This window comes from Aliivibrio sp. S4MY1, assembly GCF_028765545.1.
In the GTDB taxonomy this organism is placed as follows: domain Bacteria; phylum Pseudomonadota; class Gammaproteobacteria; order Enterobacterales; family Vibrionaceae; genus Aliivibrio.
Genome location: NZ_JARACP010000002.1, coordinates 158631 through 180829, shown reverse-complemented (window position 1 = coordinate 180829; position 22199 = coordinate 158631). Strand labels below are relative to the sequence as shown.

Annotated in this window: 18 protein-coding genes and 1 pseudogene; 9 read left to right on the top strand and 10 right to left on the bottom strand. The window is 38.7% G+C overall.

Translation table 11 applies throughout. The features are described 5' to 3' along the window. Positions 1-224: 224 nt before the first annotated feature. Positions 225-3065 carry a M66 family metalloprotease gene (locus PVK71_RS03315; protein ID WP_274421747.1) on the bottom strand — a complete coding sequence of 947 codons (2841 nt, stop codon included), beginning with the start codon at positions 3063-3065 and terminating at the stop codon, positions 225-227. A gap of 171 nt (positions 3066-3236) precedes the next feature. Then, a complete protein-coding gene (locus PVK71_RS03310; protein WP_274417722.1) occupies positions 3237-3392 on the bottom strand; it encodes a hypothetical protein in 156 nt (51 codons plus the stop codon). Positions 3393-3509: 117 nt separating this feature from the next. On the opposite strand from PVK71_RS03310, the gene PVK71_RS03305 reads away from it, so the two are divergent. The 3 genes from PVK71_RS03305 (at position 3510) to PVK71_RS03295 (ending at position 6808) form a co-directional block, all read left to right on the top strand. Beyond that, positions 3510-4508 (top strand): NADP-dependent oxidoreductase, encoded by a 999-nt coding sequence (locus PVK71_RS03305; RefSeq protein ID WP_274417724.1) that lies wholly within the window; start codon positions 3510-3512, stop codon positions 4506-4508. A 254-nt stretch (positions 4509-4762) separates the two neighbouring features. Next, the gene (locus PVK71_RS03300; protein ID WP_045103419.1) at positions 4763-4948 is read left to right on the top strand and encodes a hypothetical protein; all 186 of its coding nucleotides are present in this window, start codon (positions 4763-4765) and stop codon (positions 4946-4948) included. Positions 4949-5290: 342 nt separating this feature from the next. Next, positions 5291-6808 carry a peptide MFS transporter gene (locus PVK71_RS03295; RefSeq protein WP_274417725.1) on the top strand — a complete coding sequence of 506 codons (1518 nt, stop codon included), beginning with the start codon at positions 5291-5293 and terminating at the stop codon, positions 6806-6808. A 299-nt stretch (positions 6809-7107) separates the two neighbouring features. Here the strand turns inward: PVK71_RS03295 and PVK71_RS03290 are convergent, their stop codons facing one another. Next, a complete protein-coding gene (locus PVK71_RS03290; RefSeq protein ID WP_274417726.1) occupies positions 7108-7752 on the bottom strand; it encodes a radical SAM protein in 645 nt (214 codons plus the stop codon). 80 nt (positions 7753-7832) lie between these two features. Then, positions 7833-8645 carry an enoyl-CoA hydratase/isomerase family protein gene (locus tag PVK71_RS03285; protein ID WP_274417727.1) on the bottom strand — a complete coding sequence of 271 codons (813 nt, stop codon included), beginning with the start codon at positions 8643-8645 and terminating at the stop codon, positions 7833-7835. Positions 8646-8824: 179 nt separating this feature from the next. Between PVK71_RS03285 and PVK71_RS03280 the strand changes: the two genes are divergently transcribed. Then, positions 8825-9775: a LysR family transcriptional regulator gene (locus tag PVK71_RS03280; protein WP_274417728.1), complete on the top strand. Its 951-nt coding sequence runs from the start codon at positions 8825-8827 to the stop codon at positions 9773-9775. A 162-nt stretch (positions 9776-9937) separates the two neighbouring features. Here PVK71_RS03280 and PVK71_RS03275 read toward each other — a convergent pair whose 3' ends face one another. The 3 genes and pseudogenes from PVK71_RS03275 to PVK71_RS03265 form a co-directional block, all read right to left on the bottom strand. After that, complete coding sequence (locus tag PVK71_RS03275; protein ID WP_274417729.1) at positions 9938-11797, bottom strand: methyl-accepting chemotaxis protein; 1860 nt, start codon at positions 11795-11797, stop codon at positions 9938-9940. A 422-nt stretch (positions 11798-12219) separates the two neighbouring features. Beyond that, positions 12220-12790, bottom strand: a pseudogene (locus tag PVK71_RS03270) (EamA family transporter). 116 nt (positions 12791-12906) lie between these two features. Continuing rightward, entirely contained in the window at positions 12907-14004 is a 1098-nt protein-coding gene (locus PVK71_RS03265) for an alkene reductase (protein WP_274417730.1), read from the bottom strand. Between the two features lie 240 nt (positions 14005-14244). Here PVK71_RS03265 and PVK71_RS03260 point away from each other — a divergent pair, with 240 nt between their 5' ends. Then, a complete protein-coding gene (locus tag PVK71_RS03260; protein WP_274417731.1) occupies positions 14245-15156 on the top strand; it encodes a DMT family transporter in 912 nt (303 codons plus the stop codon). 51 nt (positions 15157-15207) lie between these two features. Here PVK71_RS03260 and dsdC read toward each other — a convergent pair whose 3' ends face one another. Continuing rightward, a complete protein-coding gene (gene dsdC, locus PVK71_RS03255) occupies positions 15208-16167 on the bottom strand; it encodes a DNA-binding transcriptional regulator DsdC (protein ID WP_274417732.1) in 960 nt (319 codons plus the stop codon). A 222-nt stretch (positions 16168-16389) separates the two neighbouring features. Between dsdC and dsdX the strand changes: the two genes are divergently transcribed. Together dsdX and dsdA are read left to right on the top strand one after the other, a co-directional pair. After that, positions 16390-17727, top strand: coding sequence for a D-serine transporter DsdX (gene dsdX / locus PVK71_RS03250; RefSeq protein ID WP_274417733.1), 1338 nt, complete (start codon positions 16390-16392; stop codon positions 17725-17727). Positions 17728-17742: 15 nt separating this feature from the next. Next, on the top strand, positions 17743-19077 hold the full coding sequence (dsdA, locus tag PVK71_RS03245) for a D-serine ammonia-lyase (RefSeq protein ID WP_274417734.1): 1335 nt from the start codon (positions 17743-17745) through the stop codon (positions 19075-19077). Positions 19078-19232: 155 nt separating this feature from the next. On the opposite strand, the gene PVK71_RS03240 is transcribed toward dsdA, so the two are convergent. Further along, positions 19233-20114, bottom strand: coding sequence for a LysR family transcriptional regulator (locus PVK71_RS03240; RefSeq protein WP_274417735.1), 882 nt, complete (start codon positions 20112-20114; stop codon positions 19233-19235). 99 nt (positions 20115-20213) lie between these two features. On the opposite strand from PVK71_RS03240, the gene PVK71_RS03235 reads away from it, so the two are divergent. After that, a complete protein-coding gene (locus tag PVK71_RS03235; protein WP_274417736.1) occupies positions 20214-20582 on the top strand; it encodes a DoxX family protein in 369 nt (122 codons plus the stop codon). Here PVK71_RS03235 and PVK71_RS03230 read toward each other — a convergent pair. Beyond that, positions 20556-21443, bottom strand: a complete 888-nt coding sequence (locus PVK71_RS03230; RefSeq protein ID WP_274417737.1) for a LysR family transcriptional regulator — start codon at positions 21441-21443, stop codon at positions 20556-20558. The genes PVK71_RS03235 and PVK71_RS03230 overlap by 27 nt on opposite strands. A gap of 163 nt (positions 21444-21606) precedes the next feature. On the opposite strand from PVK71_RS03230, the gene PVK71_RS03225 reads away from it, so the two are divergent. Continuing rightward, on the top strand, positions 21607-22140 hold the full coding sequence (locus PVK71_RS03225; protein WP_274417738.1) for a peroxiredoxin-like family protein: 534 nt from the start codon (positions 21607-21609) through the stop codon (positions 22138-22140). The last annotated feature ends 59 nt before the right edge of the window (positions 22141-22199 follow it).

Genomic DNA, 22199 nt, shown 5'->3' with positions numbered 1-22199 from the left:
ATTCCCTCAAAAAATGGTAATGTCGATCCAACTTACGCCTAGTTGTTCGATGTTTTTTTGAGTTGTATCAAATAATAGTTTTTTGAGTATGAGAAATAAGATTTATTATTTGATAAATAAAGAGTATTTAAGAGTAAAAGGGTTAAGGTGCTTTACTAAGAAAGACCTTAACCCTTTTTATTTTTATCTATACAGAAATCGTTAAGACACCTGTAGAACCTTAATTAGTGATTGTGCTCAGCATTGTCACAATGTTTGGGCTCATAGCGTTCAGCTAGAACTCTTGGCGTATTATTTGTTGGCATTGATACTGAACGTACTGCTTTATTGCCCCCTTGTACTGTATATACAGGTTCAAGTTTTGGACTGCTAATTACCGTTGAATTCAGTACTTTTCCATCACAGATAACAGAGGCTGATGTTGGATTTTCAGAACGTGCCACGTTTACATGGAACTTGTTCATATTATCCGCGTTACGACGGTTATTCTTCAGTGCAAACTTCTGAACATCGCCATTTTTCATGCTGACTTCTAATGCACACTCACTTACTGTTAAGTTTGCTGAATCATCAGGATAAACATAACCATAAGAGCCGTGCAGTGCAGGGAAGATATAGCTATCCAGTTTTCCTTGAGGATCGTAGTAACCCACTAATGTTGTAACAGGAATACCAAATGACGTTGGGCGGATCACTCTGTTTTGCTCATATTCGCCATCTTGAATCCATGTTTGACCATCAGATACAAACGTTAAACGACTACCGTAGTTAACGGTAATATGTTCACCATTTATTTCAAGATTAGAGTTGTAACCAGCATCAGAATTAAAGGTGAATACTTTACCTTTGTTTATTGTAGATGCAGCAGGAACAGACATGTCTCGTGCCCAATGACCATTCCAAGTTGAAAGGTCTACTTTATCGAAATCAGTTAATAGCGTAGCGATATGGCTTGCATTAGCGTCCCATGGGTTAACTGATGTTGTTTCTAAATCATCGATTGAATGTGTGTACTCAACCATGCTCTCTGTTGCTTCATCCCACTTTTTAAAGCCTGTTGATGAGGTTTCATCAAATACAATTTTGCTTTCTAAATTCTTCTGGATAAAGTGCATTGAATACGGCGTGTACAGCGTAAATCGTTGTGCGCCATACATTGCCCAGCCACCCGCCATAGAATCAGAACCAAAGCTGAACATGCCCTTAAATGGTTCAACACATTGATCATCAAGACAGCTTTGACCACCATTGTTTGATGGTGAAAAGTTTGGAATAAATACATCACGTGAAGAATCCCAACCCCATGTAGAGTTAGTCATGTTGGCTGGTTTATGAATAGACCCTTCAAATCCACCAGGGTAGTGGCCTAAACCGTAATTATGACCCACTTCATGACTAAACTCATTACCGATAGAGCTATCAAGTGTCACCATCCCTGCGCCACCAGAACCACCGTGAGTTTGTACGCCATTGTTGTAGTTACCACGAGTGTTATGAGCAGTTAATTGAGCTGCTACATAAGGATTTTCACTTTCACCAACACCTACGCTTGAGTTAATACCGTAGTTTGCGTTGTTGATACCGATAGAGATTAACTCTTTACCAATACGTTGACGCATCGTACCTGAGTGCCAGCCGCCGTCACTTGGGTCAAGATCTGTTAATAGCGTGCCATCTGGCAGCATTACTTCAGTAAAGTGTACCGGTTCATATTCATTTACCACCATTTTACTGATTGGAGCAGTTTCGAAATATTCGCGCTGTGCCGCTTTGTCGGTTTGGAAATGGAAAGCACCACGAGGCTCAACAAGCATACCTACATCAATGGTATGAAGCAGTAGCTCAGTTGGAGCGCCTACTTTAATTTGAGCTAATGTGCCTTTTTTACCTTGGTTTTCAAATGACAATTGAAGACCTGTATTAAGCCACTCTTTTGGTAGCTCAGCAGACCAAAAACCATCAGCATAGCCGATTTCATTAAAAATCAAATCGTCTTCTAGTACCCATGCACCATTAACGTTTTTAAACACGGTAGTTGTGCCGTTAACAATTGTTTTAGAACGTTCAGGATAGTAACTTACGTTTGAGTTATAACCTGCGCTTGAAGTAAATACGAAGGTTTTACCATCTAATTTAGGGTTGTTTTTCTCAAGTACAATGTCTCGGATCCAATGACCATTCCATGTACTTAGTTTTACTACATTGTGATCAGCTAGTGCCGCAGAAATGGCTTCACTTGATACTTCACGCACATTGAATGCAGCAGTTTCGTCGTAGCTAAAATCAATATTCGGATTAGTGATTTCAGGAATAGCCATTACATTTTGAGCCAGCGCATCAGGACGTTTCATCTCTAACGTACCTAATGTTTTACCATTACTATCCATTGCTGTTAGAGCAACTTCTGCGTATGAAGCAAAGGCTTCTGTTGGCTTAAACATAACTTTTGTTGCACGTTGAGCAACAAGGTGCATGCGTTTTTCTTGTTCAGTCGCTTTTGCTGGAATGATATGTGCCTGAGCAAATAATACGCCACCAGAAAGATCGCCAGCTAATACATTTTCTAATTGATTGGTATTGAAGAACATCGCTGGTTTTTCAATAACAGAGGCACATTCTGAAGTGTCGATTTCGGTCGACATATCGCGTTCCCAAATATAATTGCCTTCGTTGTCTTTAGAGCCTCTTGCTGCAGCATAAAGACTGAAGATACATTTTTCAGCAACATCAAAGGTTTCTGGATAAATATCAAAACCGCCGTCGTACCAATATTTTTCCCATTTAGTCGGAAGAAAATCGAATACGGTTTCAAATTCGGATTGGAAATCGGAGATCCCAAATTTCACGTTGCCATCAAAATTAATTCTTAGTTTTTTTCCTTTGTATTCAAGATATTTTTGTTCACCATCTTGGATTACATTTTCAGGATTACTTGCCAGCATGGCAAGCTCTGCCATTTTATTCATTACTTGGGTACTTGCATCTTCTAATGGATGATTTACTGCATATGCATTGGTGGCTAAGGTTGTCCCTATGATCAGGCCCAATATTTTCTTTTTCATCATAACTCTCGATTTTTGATTATTTTTGATTAATAAGTAAGAGTGGTTTTACACTCTCTTATTATTTGTGAGACTTATAATTCAAAGGTAAAAATAAGATATTCAAATGTTTTTAAAGTGAGATATTTATTCCATATGTAAGTGCGGTAAAAGAAAATTTAGGCAGTAATATCGCTATTTTCCACCTTTAATTTTGGCCACAATAAAACCAACCATAGAACTTATTTTAAGCGTGCCTGTTGGGGTTGTTTGATAATCTTTGACTGCTGAAGAGAAGTCCTCTACCTCTACCATTGCTGTAAAATATTTTAACGATCGTAATTGATCCATAATTTTATTATTGCCTTTTTAACAATAGACTTTCTTATACTCCCCTCTATATCTAATGGAAAACATAAGTAATACTGTAATGACTTGCACGAATACAGATAATAAAAAGGAAATGTTATGAGTCAGTACACTGAGATTCAATTGAGCCAACGTCCAGATGGAAACCCAATCGGCCCACAGCTGTTTGAGGTGGTAAAAAAAGAGATCCCAACCGCTGGCCCAGGACAAATTTTGATTAAGCAAACCTATATGTCACTTGACCCTGCCATGATGGGGTGGATGAGCCCTGACACCAATAGTTACATTCCACGTGTTGAGTTAGGTCAAGTGATGCGTTCAAGCGGTTTCGGTGAAGTCGTAGAATCAAACCATCCTGATTTTGTGGTTGGAGACTCAGTGATGGGTATGATGGGGTGGACTGAATATCTAGTCTCTAATGGTCAAGGCATCAATAAAGTTCAAGCTGGCGTAAGCGCAGAAATGGCACTGGCCGTGTTTGCACTTCCGGGTTTAACCGCAACACAAGGCTTGTTTAATATTGCTAAGCCACAAGCAGGTGAAACCCTCGTTGTTACTGGTGCTGCGGGGTCTGTTGGCTCTATTGTTGGTCAATTAGCCAAAGCCGATGGTTTACGTGTTATTGGTGTCGTAGGCAGTGATGAAAAAGCCGATTGGGTAGTGAATGAACTCGGTTTTGATGGCGCTATCAACTACAAAACAGATGATTTAGAAGTAAAATTGGCAGAACTTACGCCAGAGGGTGTAGATGTGTTCTTTGAAAATACAGGCGGACCAATTCAGCATCATATTTTTAATCGCATGAACACGCACGGGCGAATCGTTGTATGTGGCATGATAGCGGATTACACCGCAGCAGAGCCGGCACTAGGACCAAACTGGATTAACCTAATTAAGAAACGCGTGATGATCCAAGGCTTCGCTATGCCAGATCATCTAGGTAATGTTCCTGCGTTATTAGAAAAGTTAACTCCGTATGTAATGCAAGGAAAAGTGAAATACCGAATTCACCAATTGGATGGCTTAGAAAGCGCAATGTCTGGTTTGAATATGTTCTTTACTGGTGAAAACAAAGGCAAGTTGCTCGTTAAGCTGTAAGGCAACGGTTATCTTGTTTGAATAAAAAATCCGAGAGTGATCATGCTCTCGGATTTTTTATAGCGATATAAACGTAAATATAGAAGAATAAGTGAAATTCAATACAATCAATGAACAATGAATTAACAACTTGATGTGGTTGAGTTTTCACTATGATTACAAACGGAAAAACCTTACTATTTATAAGGTAAAAGTCTGGTTTCATAAAATGGAAGTGGTAGCATGATCTAGTATGTTATTTAAGGAATAGAAAAATGGTTACGACCACTCCAACGCGTTTTAAGGTGAAAGTGAACACTCATAAAGGAAGTTCTTATTGGACACTTAGCGGCTCCACAACCATTTTTGAAGATGCGGTTGTATTTACGATGGAATCCATGCCTGACTTCTTTAGGCAATCTCTTAATCAGGATTCTATTGAATTACTGCCTGTTGAGTAAAAACAAGAAATACAGTGTTGCAAACGTAAGGACAATCATACATTTAATGGTTGTCCTTTTTTTTGATAAAAGTTTAAATATAAAAATCTAAATGGATTTTTATTATTAGTTAATAAAACCATTAACTGAATTAAATTTAATTAGAATATCTTTAATTAATACTATTAACAGTTATAAATAAATAGAATCAAGAGCGAGTTCTCATTCTACAAAAGAGAATCAATTGACACTTAAGTTTGGGACTTGCGTATCAAATGGTGAAGTAAACAGATGATATAAAGGCAAAAATACACCTACAAAAAGTAGGTGTTAATTATGTCATTATGATTCTGGAGTAGTAGTATGCAAGACAGTAATGCACGATTTCCCACGATAGCAAAAATTCTCATTCTTAGACAGTTTTTATGGGGTGCCGCCTTTTATGGTGCCTTTGTTCTTTTGACTAAGTTTTTTCTTAATGATCTTAATTATAGTGAAGCCGATACCATTATGATGATGGGCGCCTTTGGTGCGGTTGGCCCAGTATTCTCGGCGGTAGGCGGTTTTTTAGCGGATAAATTTATCGGTGCGTTTCGTGCTGTTTACATTGGTTATGCCACTTACTTAGTCGGTTTCTTATTACTCGGTATTGGAGCAAGCCAGCTTAATATCCCAATGAGTATTTTATCTATCGCATTAATTGGTTTTGCTCGTGGTTTATCCGCGACGTGTCCAACAGTACTGTTTGGAAACTCATATTCAGAGACGAACCGCGAGGCTTTCCAACAAGGTCTTACGGTGAACTATTCAATTAATAATCTTGGTTCTTTCTCTGCTAAATACCTTTTTCCTTTTTTAATCACTTATCTGGCATACCAAGGTGTTTTCTTTGTCTCGGCAATATTAATGGCGATCAACTTGGTTCTCTTTTATAAGTATCGTAAAGAGCTGGCAAGTGTGGGTAATGATTTAGATAAAGCACCATTATCACTAAAAACATGGGGATCATTCTTTGCCGGTTCAGCAGCAATGCTTGCTTTAATATTCTGGATTTTCTCAAATCTTGAAACGGGTAAATACATTCTTTATGCACTAGGTTTTGGTGCTATTGGCTACTTCATTTATGAAATAACAAAAGCAACGCGTGCTTTCCAATACAAAATGGTCGCAGTGCTGATCACCGTTTGTATTTTAATCGTGTTCTATTTCTTTTATGGTCAAATGTTTACCTCTATGAACATGTACGCTATTAACCTAATGGACGATACCTTACTTGGCTTTATTCCTATTCATCCTGAATCGAACATGGCATTTAACCCGCTATGGTGCTTTGTGCTTGGTGGGCCAATGATCCAATTGTATGCATGGTTAGATCGTAAAGGCTACTCACCAACCATCCCAACCAAAATTGCAGGGGCATTTATGCTCACTACTATTGCATTTGGTTTATTGGGATTTTCGGCGGGTACAATGGGAGAAAATGGAAAAATTTCAGCGGATTGGATTTTATTTGTTCACTTTTTCCAATCAGGCGCTGAGCTTATCGTTGGAGCATTAGGTGCTGGGTTTATTTTTGAAATGGTGCCACGTTACCTTGCTGCATTTTCAATTGGTTTACGTGCTGTCGCTATTTCGTTAAGCGGGATTCTAGCTGCGGTCATAGCAACCAAAATCGCTTTACCTAAAGATATTGTATTTACACCAGAAGTTGTTGAAACGGTATATACCAGCTATTTCTATATGCTAGCGCAAGTGGCTGCATTTATGGCGGTATTGACCTTAGGTTTATCTAAAGTGATTCAAAATCTCATCGCTCGCGGTGAAGCATTAGAAGCTGAAGAGAAAGAAGAAGTGTCAATGAAACCAGAAGTTCAAAGTTAATGTAACTCACGACATAGATATTTATAATTGAAAAGGGCGAGTGTCGCCCTTTTTATTTACCATTAAAATTGACCAAGGTACGCCTTGCCAATAAGATCATTATCTTTCGTTAGTAAATGACGATTAATATGATCTAAGGTACTTGATTTAACCTCGCTCAAGGTTCCTTTTATAGATAATAAATTTGAACCGTGAGTGCTATCAATCAACAAATTATCATTGTCTAAATTATCTAACAGAATTTTAAGTTCCTCAAGTACCTCATAAGGGTCGAGTAACTTGAAATCACCCTTAGTGACTTATCTAAACAGTGCTGTTCCTTCCATTGGCACAGTGGTTAATAAACCTAATAAATACGGGTTCATTTGGTTAATTAACTGAGCCGTTTCTTGCGCATGACGTTTAGATAGTTCTGAACTACCACCAAGACCAATCATCACCATAGCCACAAGTTTAATACCTGCATCTACAATATTCTGACCTGCTGCGAGCATTTCTTCCGAGTTAACCCCTTTACGTACCGCTTTTAAAACTTCATCAGAGCCCGATTCAACGCCAAGGTAAGTCATGCTTAACCCTGCTTTTTTCAGTTGTTTGAATTCATTCAGTGTTTTATCAAGCGTGCTTTGTGGCCCTGCGTAAGTACTAACATGCGTCAACTTTGGAAAACTCGTATAAAGTTCAGATAAAATCTCTAACAGCATCTCGGTAGGTAATGAAATTGCATCACCATCACTTAAGAATACTTTTTCGACTTTATTCCCGAATGCCGCTTTCGCCATACGGATATCTTCTTTTAAGTCCTCAATAGGACGAACTCTATAACGAACATCTTTGTACATTGAGCAATAGGTACATTTATTGTAAGAACAACCAATCGTACATTGCAAAATATAAGCGTCAGCCTCTGGCGGCGGACGATAAATATCACCTTCGTATCTCATGAGTTACCTTCACAGTATTATTTTAGTGGTCATCTACAATTAGCCGTCAATACGACGGCTAATTATGGGGTGATTTAATTTTATTTAGACAGCTCAGCCGCGGTATCAACAAAAATACCTTGGATGTCTTTTGCTTCGCGCTCTGTTTGTCCGCCATGTTTTAAAAATGCAGAGATAATAGCGGCTGTTTTTTGCTCTTTAGCACGCTCTAAAAAGTAACGTAATTCTAACTCTGCACCAGCGTCTTCATCTTTAATTGAAGCGGCAATGATCTCTTTGTACATCACAATATCACGCACTTCTAATGTACTAATCACACCTAAAGTCATCGCTAAAAAGTTATCCATTTCTGCTTTAGGTACAAATTGGGTAATGATGTTTAAATTCTCAGCTTGTTGCGCTGTAAAATCGTTACCCAATAGTAGAGCCTGTAATGCTTTGTTTTTACCCATTCTTCTTGCGAACTGAACAGCACCTTGACCACCCGTAGGAATATTTACGTGAACTTCTGGTTGAGCAAACGCTGCATTCTCAGTGCCGTAAGCAAGGTCACACGCCATAACAAACTCATTACCGCCCCCACGAGCCACGCCATCAACCAAAGCAACAGACACTTGTTTCATCGCCTTGATGTTCATGATCATGTGGTTGAACTCAATAGACGCTGCTTGACCGCCTTGCGTGCCGTTAATCACGTTCAGATCAAGATGCGCTAAAAAGAAGGTTTCATGCAGTGATTTAAACACCACCACTTTAGTTTCTCGGTCATCTTTTAAAGAAAGTACATATTCATTAATTTCGTTGATTAGATTAATGGTTAATACATTCACTGGTGGGTTGTTAATAGCAACTGTTGCGATACCATTTTGATTAGTGATTAATAATGTTTTCATAATGTACTTCCTCTAAATCGCCTATTGGCTAGTTAAATATAGCTACGTTGAGAAGGTGTCCTCTCCGTCAGTGAGATAACTATAAGCAATCCATTAGGTGAGAAAAAATACCGTTAATGGCATAAGATTGATGCTAATATTGCACCAATACTGTTTTTATTTATTCTCATGAGGTTCAAATGGATTTTTCTAATCGATTACTTTTATTGCTAGAAGTTACTGAACTTGGCTCTTTTACTAATGTTGCCGAGCAAAAGAACCTAGATCGCTCTGTCATATCAAAGCAGATCAGTCGCTTAGAAGAAGAGTTAGGGGTTCGCTTACTTAACCGCACCACGCGCTCGTTATCATTAACAGCAGCAGGTAATGAAATGGTGAGCCAAGCAAAACTGTTACGTGACTTATTGAATAACACCCATCGTTTAGCGCAGAACTACCATTCAGAGCCAAGAGGGATATTACGAATTACGAGTTCTATGATGTTTGGTCGTCAGTTCGTTCAAGATGCGATCTCTGTTTTTCAGAAGCAATATCCTGATGTGAAATGCGAGCTGAGATTAGAAGACAGAGTGGTTGATATTGTGCAGGAAGGCTTTGATATTGGTTTTCGTATTGGCAGACCAAAGAACTCCAGTTTGATCTCTCGTAAGATTGCCCGAAGTCGTTTGTTAATTGTCACATCGCCTGATTTCATTCAACAGCATGGTAAAATAGAGACGATTGAAAAATTAGAATCACTGCCAGCGACGATTTATGCGGCTCCCGGTTTATTTATTGATAAATTTACTTACCTTGATGAAAACAAGGTTGAACAGCAGTTCCATTTGAATGTTGTGTATAAAGTAAATGATGTTGAGATGGTAGTAAAAAGCGCGGTAGCAGGTAATACGCTTGCAGTGGTAACAGCCCAAATGATTGAGAATGAAATTATTGAAGGAAAGCTTATCCCAATAATGACGCATTTGAATCTTGAAGATTTTGGCACTTTTTATGCTGTGTACCCACACCGAGATGCGCCCATCAAAACTAAGTTATTTATCGATGTTTTAAAATCAATTATTGGAGAGGATTCCCCGGTTTGGGAGAAAAATATACCGAACTTTGAGGTTATGTATTCTAGTAAGAAATAAACGTTTATGTAGAGCTTTAAGAGTAACGCGAAAGGGAAGTAGAGTGACGCTTTGTTAATAAACTATTTGATTACTTATCCATTATAAAGTTGCCTGATGGATAAAGTACCGCTCTCGAATAATCATCGGAGCGGTATATGTTATTTACTCTATTTGTTTTATTTATATTTTAAAGAAGCGAATTTCTTCATTTAAATTATTAACCAATAAAGTCATTTCACGGTTAGCATCAATGGTATTCCGCACACCAGAAACATTATCACTTACCATTTTCTTTATTTCGTCAATATTTTGCGTCACTCTCTGGTTCACTACAAACTGTGCCTCTGATGACGTTGCAACAAAGGAATTGATATCAGAAAGTAAAGACACTTTTTCAGAAATATCCGTAAAGGCTTGTTCAATATCTTGTGAAATAACCGATAGCTTCTCGGTCAACTGTAAGTTGGTCCCCATCGCATTCGTTGCTTTTGTTACACCCGCTTGAAGCGTCACAATAATGCGTTGGATATCTGCTGTGGAATCTTGAGTTTTTACCGCAAGTGCTCGAACTTCATCTGCAACCACAGAGAAGCCTCGTCCTTGTTCACCAGCTCGTGCCGCTTCAATTGCCGCATTTAATGCCAGTAGGTTGGTTTGATCTGAAATATTACCAATCACATCTACAACCGAACTGATGTTGTCAGATAATGTTTTCAACTCACCAAAGATAGATGCCGATTCTTGTACCGAATCCGTAACTTGATCCACAATCGTTGATGATTGTTGTAGCGTCGCTAAGCTGCTTGATGAAAGCATTAATGTAGAACTTGTATTCTCTTCTGCTGATTGAGCATTGGTTGCAATTTCATTAGCCGTTGTAGCCATGTCATTGATCTCAATAGAGACTAAATCAATATGATTCAGCTCAGATTCAGAGCTCTTAATATTATTTGCTGTGCTTGATGTAATACTTTGTTGGTGAGCAGACAATTGAGACATAATGTCTGTTGTGGAGGACATTACGCTCCAAATACGTTGTTGCAATTGGTGTAATGATGTTGAAATTAAATCAATTTCATTGCCCGTTTTTGGAATATTGACCGTTTGGAAGTTACCATCTGCCATCTGTTTAATACTATTCACAACCGTATCAATTTGTGATAATTCACCACGAACCACAATAAATTGAGCAGTAGTTAATACGGTACCAATTACGACTAATACGATAATTAATGCGTTTCGGATCATATCAGCGTTATCAACGGTTTTATTTTGGTTGGTAAAAATGTAACCGACTAAGCCATGATTTAATGGTGTTTTAAATAAACTGTATGTACTGCCTGATGGTGAAACCAGTAAGGTTGGCTCATTGCTGATGTTTTTATACGTTGGTCTTACTTCAAATAGGTTTTGGCCTAACCAATCTTGTGAACTCTCGTCGATAGCAACCACATAACCATCTTGCGTGGTAATACCAAATTCAACCCCATTTTTTGGCATTAATACATTTAGGTTTGCAACAATAGCTAAAACACCAACGACTTTACCATCTAATAAAATAGGCGCACTAACGGTGAAATCATATTCACCAGTATTGGATCTATAAGGCTGAGCAATATGAGCACTTTTTTTGCCATCAATGATAGCAGTAAACCATTCTCTTTGACTCGTGCGAGCGTTGAATCCTTTGTTCCATCCATTACTTGATGCAGCAAATGCACGACCATCAAGAGTTGTGATGATGATGTCTTTATAAGCGGAGTTAGTAGCAACAATATTTTTTAAATCACGCAGAATGTGTTCTTCATCAAACCCTTTATTTGGGTCTGTGTATACAGAGTAAGATAATGATTTTAAACCATTAATTAACCCCTCCGTGATGGTGTTGTAACTGGCGGTGATCACATTCAACGCTAATACATTGGCGTGATCCATATTATCTTTTTTAAAGTCATCCAAAAATGGTTTAGAAATAACTAAAGTAAAAGCAAGCAAAATGCTAATAATAACAAAGAATAGAGCAACAATTTTTTTTATCATGATTTATGTTTATTCCAAATTAAATATAACTACTTAAAAACCGTATTGGTTAGTTCGATTTTTAGCGCGCGGAGCATACCTGCTTTTTATGAACAAAGAAACTAAATTAATATAGAATGGGATAATTATATATTTGAGATCGAAATCACAAAATCAACACGACAAAAAATTGATAAACACACCATTTTTTGACACTAAAAGGTGTATTTAGAGAGTATTACGTAGATAACAAGAATATGGATTAATTGATATTATTAACGGACTTATTAAAGAGTACGATATATTATTTCAACTGTACTCATTATTATCGGTATTGTGACTACGTTTATCTTTAGGGTTTGGTTCTTTAATGATGCACGCTTGTGGCAGTACCACCGCATATCGCTGCTGGTCAATTCATCGATAAATTATCAATGAATCACCTACCTGAGCCTTCGTGACAGTTTGATATAAAGCAACAGAGATAAAATAATGGCACCACAACCGAGCATTTTTTGCGTTTCTAGCACTTCATTAAGTAAGGTAACACTGATCAGTAATGTCCAGATAGGCTCTAAGATCATAATCAGAGAGGCGGTTTCTATCTCTACCGAAAATTGCCCAAGGGTTTGAGCTAGGTAACGAATGGCCGTTGCCACAATGGTTGAGATTAAAAACCAAAAAATAGCATGCTCTGTGAGTTCAAATGGCGCATGTGAATTGAATGATGCATATAAACAGCCGCTAATTCCCACAACAAACATTTGAACGCAAATAGATAATAACGGTGTGATAGAACCAATAACACGCTTGTTTAATACAAAGTGTAATGACAATAAAAGAGAAGAGAGCATACACCCAGACTTGCAGCGCAAGCGATAGCACCAAACTTGCGAGCAGAAATCGTGTGCCAATAAAAATATCGCCGGGAATCGTCATGACGACCATTTTTGATGCACCCCAACCAATAGCGGCAAGAATGGTAGCGATAACCAGATAAAGGACTCCACGCATAGACGTATACTCTGAATATAAAAAGAAGAAAGGCAATATTACGTGATATAAAAAATAACCCCACTTAAATAAGCAGGGTTATATAATTTATTTTTGGTGCTTCAATAGTAAGGCAATTACGCTTGATACTCAGGGTAATCTGTTAAGCCTTGCTCTGCACCGCCAAATAAGGTATTTGGATCATGTTGTGCTAGAGGGTAACCGTGTTTAATGCGAGCCGGTAAATCAGGATTAGAAATAAATGGACGGCCAAAGCTGACCATATTTGCTAAACCGCTGGTTAATGCGTGCTCTGCTTTCTCTGTATTGTAACGACCGGCATAAATAATAGTGCCTTTAAACGCATCACGAATCGCTTCTTTAAATTCTGCAGGTGTATCTGGTGCATCGTCCCAATCGACTTCAGCAATGTGCATATAAACCACATTGAGTTTATTTAACAACACAGCGGCAGCGGTGTAGGTTTCTGTTGGCGTCTTATCAACCGTACCATTTAATGAGGTAAACGGAGCAAGACGAACGCCGACACGGTCATGACCAATAGCGTCAGTCATTGCCTCAACCACTTCGCCTAAAAAGCGCAGACGATTTTCGATAGAGCCACCATATTCATCGGTACGATTATTGGCTTCAGAATCAATAAATTGGTTAATTAAATAGCCATTTGCAGCATGAAGCTCAATGCCATCAAAACCGGCTTCTACTGCATTTAGTGCCGCTTGACGATACTCTGCAACAACATCAGTAATGTCTTGTTTTGTCATTTCACGAGGCTCAACTACATCTACAAAGCCCGGTGCGTCAGTGCCATTATCAATAAATACTTTTACGTTTTCTGCTTTTAGTGCAGACGATGAAATAGGCTGTTGCCCACCAATATTATCAGGGTGAGTAACACGGCCAACGTGCCAAAGCTGAGCAAAAATAGCACCGTCTTTTGCGTGTACAGCGTCAGTGACTTTTTTCCAATCTGCAATTTGTTCTTGAGAGTAAATACCCGGAGTCCATGCATAACCTTGGCCCATCTCTGAAATTTGAGTACCCTCTGCAATGATAAGCCCCGCACTTGCTCGTTGTGCGTAATATTGTGCCATCATGTCGTTTGCCAAGTTACCTGGTTGGGTAGCACGAGAGCGAGTCATTGGTGGCATAACAATACGGTTTTTAAGCGTAAGGTTACCCAGTTGCATTGGTTGAAATAGTGCATTTGTCATGGTACTTCCCCTTGCCTAACTAACTGTTGTTATTTTGTATGGGAGTAATATATACAAAAAAGAGAGTTACATGAAATTATGATTATTTATTATTTTAATAACAAAGTGTAATAATACATTGTGGGGAGAGCAGATATTTGGAATAGAGCCTGAATGTCGATGTGATTAATACAAGAGCTTTGTGGGCTGCGAGTAAATTAGGCTATCATTCATTACCTTCTAAACTTGGTTGATGTTGTCATGCCTACTTTTTCTTTTTCACTGATCCCGACAGGGGTTAGGTTTATGTTTCTTTCTGCGCTTGGATTTGCGCTCATGTCGGCGTGCGTAAAATACGTGAGCAATTACGGCATTCCAGTATTTGAAATTGTTGCAGCAAGGGCATTAGTCTCTTTGATCATTAGCTATGCCGATGTGAAGCGAAAAGGCATTTCGATATGGGGAAACAACAAGCCCTTACTTCTTGCCCGTGGGGCAGTAGGTACCGCAGCGCTGATGTGTGTTTACTACGCAGTGACGACCTTACCTTTGGCTGAAGCCACTATCTTACAATATGTCCATCCTATCTTTACTGCATTGCTCGGCGTCCTGTTTCTTAAAGAGCACATTCAAAAATCAACCATGATATGCATTGTGTTTTGCCTTGTTGGCTTGTTTGTTATGGTTCAACCAAGTATGAACAGTGGTAGTACAAGTGAATTGCCTATTTTTAGTATCCTTGTTGCGTTGTGTGGTGCATTAGGAAGTTCGATTGCCTATGTGATAGTAAGAAAACTTAGCCAAACAGAAGACAGCTCTGTGATTATCTTTTATTTCCCATTAGTGGCATTACCTATCTCAAGCGTACTGATTTGGAATAACTTTGTATGGCCAAGTCTGTTCCTTACCATGATCTTGATTTTAATCGGCATCTTCACGCAAATTGGACAATATGGACTAACCAAAGCCATGCAAACTCAAGCGGCAGGTAAAGCCTCTGCTTACTCTTATGTACAGATCGTCTTTTCTGCGTTATTAGGTGTTTGGATATTTAATGAGATCCCATCAATGTGGACTTATATCGGTGGTGGTTTGATTGTGACAGGTGCGCTCATTAACGTATTTGGCAAGCAATTAGTCTCTATTCCTAAGAAAAATAGTTCACTTAACTAAACGGGGCTATTTGTACCGGTCAAATATGAATTAATTTGCTAGATTTTTTGTTCATATATTCATTTTTGGCATATCGATGTTTATCCCCTCCATTAACCAATCAATAAATAGTGCTAATTTTCGAGAGTGTTTTTTATTTGGCGTAACTAAATAGTATTTTTGTTGGCATGTGACTTCTGTATTTGGAAATGGAGCTACTAACTCACCTGAATCTAATCTTTTTTTGATCAAGTTATAGCGTCCCATTGCGATTCCTGCATGATTCATTGCAGCGATGACCGCTAAGTCAGATCTATCAAAAGCAATACTTGAAATATGATCAATAGACGGCAATTGATTTGCTCTTGCCCATACTTCCCATTCATCATGGTGTGAGTTGTAATCCCATGCTTGGTTGTCATGCAATAATGTTGTATTGACGAGGTTTTCAGGTTTATTGAATAAATCATGTTGTTTAACATATTGTTTAGTGCAGACGGGAATATTTGTTTCGGTCATTATTTCTTGGCTCCAGAGATTATCTGGTTTTCCTTCATCAAAATAAATGGCGGCATCAATTCCGTAGCCTTGGAAGTTAATATTTTCGTTGCCTGTGAGTAATTTTAACTCAATGAATGGGTAGCGTTGGTTAAATTCGTACAATCTAGGCACTAGCCAGCATTGTGCAAATGAAGGGCGAGAATAAATGGTTAAGCTTCCAGATATATCGCCACTTTTCACATCTAATATTTCTTGATTAATTTCATTCAAACTACGTGTTAATGAGTGAAAAATTCGTTCCCCTTCTTCAGTTAATGTTATTTTTCTATGTGTTCGATGAAATAACTCTATTCCAAGATCCAATTCAAGTTTGTTGATTCTATGAGAGACGGCACTTGGCGTTATTGATAATTCATCAGCCGCTAATGAGAAGGAAGAATGACGAGCTGCCACTTCAAAAGTATGTAATTTTGATAGTTGAAAGCTATTTATTCGCTTGTTTCGAGTGAAGATATTATCTTTTGTATACATTATTTTTGTTCTGACTAGTGAGGTTGGAGAGTAGTAGAACTTGGTATTATAGATTCTTTGGATGAAATTTAATTAATCATAAGCTGTTAAATTTAAATTATCACGTTTAGATCACGTACTTGTTTTAATTTAGCTCATGTGAAGGTGAGTATTAATCGTTTGTCAGCCGAGGTGATTCCTCGTTTAATTAACGCAATTAAAACAATTATATTAGGTTTGAACATGGAATCACAAATCTGGGTTATAACGACGTTACTTACAAGTATCCTACTGATCGTATTTTCGATCGTGAAATTTAAATTGCATCCATTTTTAGCTTTGCTGATGGCGAGCTTCTACGTTGGTGGCATGATGGGTATGCAACCTTTGGAAATGGTTAGTGCTATTGAAGGGGGCATCGGCGGTACGCTTGGTTTTCTTGCCGTAGTGATAGGTCTTGGTACGATCCTAGGCAAAATGATGGAAGTTTCTGGTGCCGCTGAACGTATTGGTTTAACACTGCAAAAAATCCGTTGGTTATCACCAGAAGTGATTATGGTTTTGATTGGTTTGGTTTGTGGTATTACCCTTTTTGTCGAAGTGGGTGTTGTACTGCTTATCCCTCTGGCTTTTTCTATTGCGAAGAAAACAAATACATCATTACTTAATCTAGCTATTCCTCTGTGTACTGCTTTGATGGCAGTGCACTGTATCGTGCCACCACACCCTGCCGCACTTTTTGTAACGAATGAATTAGGTGCAGATATTGGTTCAGTTATTTTTTATGGCTTATTGATTGGCCTAACGGCATCGCTAGTGGGTGGGCCACTTTTCCTTAAAGTAATTGGATCGCGCTTACCGTTTAAATCGGTGCCACATGAATTTACTTCACTTGAAGTGAAAAATGAAGCAGATCTACCGTCACTGGCTGCAACGTTATTTACGGTACTATTACCAATTGGCTTAATGTTGTTAAAGACAACTGCTGAGCTAAATATGGATCACGGTAGCGCGCTGTATACCACGTTGGAATTTATTGGTAACCCAATAACTGCGATGTTTATTGCTGCATTTGTTGCGTACTACATGCTGGGTATTAAGCAAAATATGGGAATGGCAACCCTGCTTGAAAAAACAGAAGGCGCATTTGCATCTATCGCTAATATCCTACTGATTATCGGTGCTGGCGGTGCATTTAACGGTGTTTTAAAAGGAAGTGGTTTAGCGGATGTATTGGCTCAACTTTTATCTAACTTAGATATGCACCCAATTTTATTAGCATGGCTTGTCGCTATTATTTTACATGCTGCGGTGGGCTCTGCAACGGTTGCTATGATGGGCGCGACAGCTATTGTTGCTCCACTGATGCCACTTTATCCAGACGTTAGCCCTGAAATTATTACATTAGCAATTGGCTCTGGTGCCATTGGTTGCACCATCGTAACTGATTCCCTCTTTTGGTTAGTGAAGCAATATTGCGGGGCGTCGATGAGTGAAACGTTTAAGTATTATACAACGGCAACCTTCATTGCTTCATTCGTTGCGCTAGCAGGCACATTTCTTCTGTCGTACATGATTTAAACAAGGTAATTAAAAATGACTACATTAAATATACAAAAATTAAAAACTGATTTCCCATTAGTAAATAAATTGATCGCGCTAGAAGAAATTAGTTGGTTTAACCCAAAGATAACAAGCCTAGAAGAAGCGTTGCCTTATGTTGGTCTTGGTGCGAAAAATATTGAAGATGCAAGTCAGCGTTTGAGTCGTTTTGCTCCGTATTTGGTCGAAGCTTTTCCTGAAACCGCCGCGATGAAAGGGATTATCGAATCAGAAGTATTCGAGATTGAAAAAATGAAAGCGAGTTTAGAACAGCAATTTTCAACACCAATTTTAGGTCGACTAATGTTGAAAAAAGATAGCCACTTGCCGATTTCAGGATCTATTAAAGCGAGAGGGGGCATTTATGAGGTGTTAACTCATGCTGAAAAACTTGCGATAGAAGCGGGATTATTAAACGAGTCAGATGATTATAGCAAGTTGATGAGTGATGACTTTAAACAGTTCTTTAGTCAATACAGCATTGCGGTAGGATCAACAGGAAACCTAGGCATGTCTATTGGTATCATGAGCGCAAAACTAGGCTTTTCGGTATCAGTGCATATGTCAGCTGATGCGCGCGAATGGAAGAAAAATACATTGCGTTCTCATGGCGTTAATGTTGTCGAATATGAGCAAGATTACGGCGTAGCTGTAGAGCAAGGGCGTAAAGAAGCAGAGAAAGATCCGATGTGCTTTTTTATCGATGATGAAAATTCTCAAACGTTATTCCTTGGTTACTCGGTTGCAGGTGAACGTCTAAAGAAACAATTTGAAGAGAAAAACATCTTGGTTGATGATGAACATCCACTGTTTGTTTATTTACCGTGTGGTGTGGGTGGTGGCCCTGGTGGCGTAGCATTCGGTTTGAAAATGGCATTTGGTGATAACGTTCACTGTATTTTTGCCGAGCCGACGCATTCTCCATGTATGTTGCTTGGCGTTCATACAGGTTTACATGATGAAATCTCAGTGCAAGATATTGGTATTGATAACATTACAGCGGCTGATGGGTTAGCGGTAGGCCGAGCTTCGGGCTTTGTGGGGCGAGCAATGGAGCGCTTACTTGATGGCTATTACACGATGACAGACGAAGCAATGTATCTGCAATTAGGTATATTGAATCAACAAGAAGGCATTAAGCTAGAGCCATCAGCCTTAGCTGGTATGATGGGTGCTGTTATCGTATCGAAAGATCAACAATACCAAGATCGTATGCAGTTTGATGATGCGAAAATGAAAAATGCAACGCACTTAGTTTGGGCTACTGGCGGTGGCATGGTGCCAGAGTTGGAAATGAATTCTTACTTGGAGAAGTCTGGTATTAAATAACGAGCATCTACATGATGGCTATTGAACAGGAATCAACGTGGTATTTCATTATGTAGTTTGCTCATTTTAGTACTTGGTACTGTAACTATTTATATTCAAAGGCGATCCGGATGGTTCGCCTTTTTGTATTTAATTAATCGCCTTACATTCTATTCCTAAGAAAAGTAATTAGAAATAAAATCAATAAATGCACGAATGCGTTGGGGTTGGTGCTCACTATCTTTATAGACCATATACATAGGTAACTTCACCGTTTTATATTGTTCTAATATTTGCGTTAGTGAGCCCGATTTTAATTCGTGTTCCACCATCCATTTTGGCATCGCCGCAATGCCTTGCCCTAACGTTGCCATTTTAACGAGCATTTCAGGGCTGTCACTTCGCAGTTGCTCTTTCACTTTAATCTTTAGCTCAGTATTACCCTCTGAAAAACGCCATAGGTTTGATGGGGTAAATAATGAGTAGGTTAAGCATTGGTGTTGGGTTAATGCATGGGCATCTGTAATGCTTGGATGCTGTGCTAAATATTCTGGCGACGCAAAATAGACCAGTTCATTATCCATAAACCATTTTGCTTTTAACCCTGAATCCTTGAGGTAGGCCGCTCGAATAGCGATGTCTATGTCGCTCTCAACCAAATCAACAAACTTATCTGAAACCGACACATCAACAGAAAGTTCTGGATGTAAATTCAGAAACTCATTGAGCGGTTTAGAGAGTTTCTGAACACTAAAAGCACTAGGAACAGACAGCTTTAAAGTACCAGAGATGGACGTTTGTTCCTGCCGTAATTGAGATTCAATGAGGCCCATTTCGTCAATAAGTTTCAGCGCTAAATGTAAATATTGTTTACCACCTGTTGTTAGGCTAATAGCACGAGCATGACGGTGAAATAAAGTAATGCCTATTTGTTTTTCAAGCCATGCAATCTTTTTACTGACCGCACTTTGGGTAGTATTGAGTTCATTTTCAGCTGCGGTAAATGTGCCTAAGCTAGCAACACGAGTAAAGACCTTTAAACAATCAAACTTATCCATAGCCATTCCTATTTGGAATAGTAATAAGCCTAATCTTAGTATCCTTCTATTCTAATTGGAATGCTTTAATGGCTCTATTGTTTATAGAGGAGTTAAATTATGTTGCTTATTCAAGGGTTATTAATCGCGATTTTCTTGTTTGCTAGTTCAATTAAAATGTTTGGCTGGGTAAAGGCGATATTTGAGCCACAACTTGCCTTCTTTCATCGTTATGGCCTGAACCGTGCGGCAATGTTCGCTGTGGGTGTTATTGAAGCCACTGGTGCTGTTGTTATGTTAGTTGGGATGTTTACAGCAAACCCAGTATTAAGTGCGATGGGTGCTAGTTTGATCACGCTAACTTCCATTGGGGCGATGTTCTTTCATTTTCGATTTGATACTTGGAAAGATGCAGTCCCATCAATGGTGACGTTATTGTTGTCGCTTATTATTGCGTTACCGTTATTGGAGAGACAGTTTTTGTTTTAAAAAATCAACAAAACAACGGACTTTTAATGGCGTATAACGACGTTGTGGATAGATGGCATTGATGGGTAAGTTTTGACCTGAATACGTGGTTATTATCTGGCGTAAATGTCCCGATGTTAAGTGCGCTTTAGCCATCCAAATCGGTAAAGAAACAATGCCCACTCCTGTAAGTGCCACATCTAATAATACATCGCCATTATCGCTTTGAAAATTACCCTTTACAGGCACTGAATATTCTTTATCTCCATGATTAAAATTCCATATATGTGCTTCTTGTAGACCAGAATAAATTAAGCAGTTATGTGTGGCGAGATCGTTTGGATGTTCAGGTTCACCATGTTGTTCTAAGTAATCTGGTGAAGCGAATAGGTACATAGGATTATCAAAAAGATGACGGGCAACTAAAGAGGAATCTTCGAGCTTTTTTACTCTGATAGCGACATCAATTCCTTCGCTGATGAGATTGACGTGTTTGTCATTGAGAAGGAGATCGATCTTTATATCGGGGTATTGTTGGAAAAACTCAGCAACGATAGGAGCCAGAAGAAAGCGACCAAAGGCAACGGGTGCTGCGACTCTGATAATTCCTTGAGGTTGTGTTGTTTTAGTACGGACCTTAGCTTCAGCTTCATCAAGTTCACTTAGGATATTAACGCAAGTATCATAATAATCGCTTCCTGCTGAGGTTAATGAATGATCTCGGCTGCTTCGAGTTAACAGCTTTACTCCTATTTGTTTTTCAAGCGCAGCGACTTTTTTACTTATGGTGGTTTGAGAGGTATTCATCTCTTTACCTGTAGCTGAAAAGCTGCCTGTTTCGACGACTCGAACAAAGGCTCTCATTGCACTTAACTGATCCATAGGTCTCTCAATTATTCCAAAAACGCATACTTGGTAGTCATTTTAGCATGGTTCTAGTCTGATTTGTTTGTGTCTATACTCTCTTTCAAGCAATAAAAGCCTATCTATTTACATTAATTGTGAGTAACTATTCTAAAAGAGAATAGTGCTCAAGGAGCGAACCATGACAACACATAAATTTATCGCTGGTGATGTATTTCCTGCAATCCAACTACCTACTTTAGATAACAATATTATTGATATTTCTGTGCCACAAAATGGGGCTGATTGGAAATTGGTGGTGGTTTATCGTGGTAAGCATTGTCCGTTGTGTACTCGTTACTTAAATGAGCTAGAAACACTAAAAAGCCGCTTTCTTGAACTGGGAGTGGATATTGTTGCAGTATCGGCTGACAGTGAAGCCCAATTAACGACTCATATGACACAATTATCAGTGAGTTTTCCGATTGCTTATGGCTTGAGTGTAGAGCAAATGCAAACGTTGGGATTGTATATTTCAGAACCTCGTTCTGAGCAAGAAACTGACCATTTATTTGCTGAGCCGGGCCTTTTTGTTATTAATGAGAAAGGGCAGGTACAAGTAATTGATATTTCAAATGGACCTTTTGTGCGCCCTGATTTGAATGTATTACTCTCTGGTCTTGAGTTTATCCGTAATCCAGAAAACAATTACCCTATCCGTGGTATGTATAATTAAGCGCTGGCGGCAGGTAATAGATTTATAAACAAAAAAGGTTAATTGAACTCAATCAATTA

Coding starts and splice junctions, on each gene's coding strand:
- PVK71_RS03315 (WP_274421747.1), bottom strand. CDS start 3,065: ATGATGAAAAAGAAAATATTGGGCCTGATCATAGGGACAACCTTAGCC.
- PVK71_RS03310 (WP_274417722.1), bottom strand. CDS start 3,392: ATGGATCAATTACGATCGTTAAAATATTTTACAGCAATGGTAGAGGTA.
- PVK71_RS03305 (WP_274417724.1), top strand. CDS start 3,510: ATGAGTCAGTACACTGAGATTCAATTGAGCCAACGTCCAGATGGAAAC.
- PVK71_RS03300 (WP_045103419.1), top strand. CDS start 4,763: ATGGTTACGACCACTCCAACGCGTTTTAAGGTGAAAGTGAACACTCAT.
- PVK71_RS03295 (WP_274417725.1), top strand. CDS start 5,291: ATGCAAGACAGTAATGCACGATTTCCCACGATAGCAAAAATTCTCATT.
- PVK71_RS03290 (WP_274417726.1), bottom strand. CDS start 7,752: ATGAGATACGAAGGTGATATTTATCGTCCGCCGCCAGAGGCTGACGCT.
- PVK71_RS03285 (WP_274417727.1), bottom strand. CDS start 8,645: ATGAAAACATTATTAATCACTAATCAAAATGGTATCGCAACAGTTGCT.
- PVK71_RS03280 (WP_274417728.1), top strand. CDS start 8,825: ATGGATTTTTCTAATCGATTACTTTTATTGCTAGAAGTTACTGAACTT.
- PVK71_RS03275 (WP_274417729.1), bottom strand. CDS start 11,797: ATGATAAAAAAAATTGTTGCTCTATTCTTTGTTATTATTAGCATTTTG.
- PVK71_RS03265 (WP_274417730.1), bottom strand. CDS start 14,004: ATGACAAATGCACTATTTCAACCAATGCAACTGGGTAACCTTACGCTT.
- PVK71_RS03260 (WP_274417731.1), top strand. CDS start 14,245: ATGCCTACTTTTTCTTTTTCACTGATCCCGACAGGGGTTAGGTTTATG.
- dsdC (WP_274417732.1), bottom strand. CDS start 16,167: ATGTATACAAAAGATAATATCTTCACTCGAAACAAGCGAATAAATAGC.
- dsdX (WP_274417733.1), top strand. CDS start 16,390: ATGGAATCACAAATCTGGGTTATAACGACGTTACTTACAAGTATCCTA.
- dsdA (WP_274417734.1), top strand. CDS start 17,743: ATGACTACATTAAATATACAAAAATTAAAAACTGATTTCCCATTAGTA.
- PVK71_RS03240 (WP_274417735.1), bottom strand. CDS start 20,114: ATGGATAAGTTTGATTGTTTAAAGGTCTTTACTCGTGTTGCTAGCTTA.
- PVK71_RS03235 (WP_274417736.1), top strand. CDS start 20,214: ATGTTGCTTATTCAAGGGTTATTAATCGCGATTTTCTTGTTTGCTAGT.
- PVK71_RS03230 (WP_274417737.1), bottom strand. CDS start 21,443: ATGGATCAGTTAAGTGCAATGAGAGCCTTTGTTCGAGTCGTCGAAACA.
- PVK71_RS03225 (WP_274417738.1), top strand. CDS start 21,607: ATGACAACACATAAATTTATCGCTGGTGATGTATTTCCTGCAATCCAA.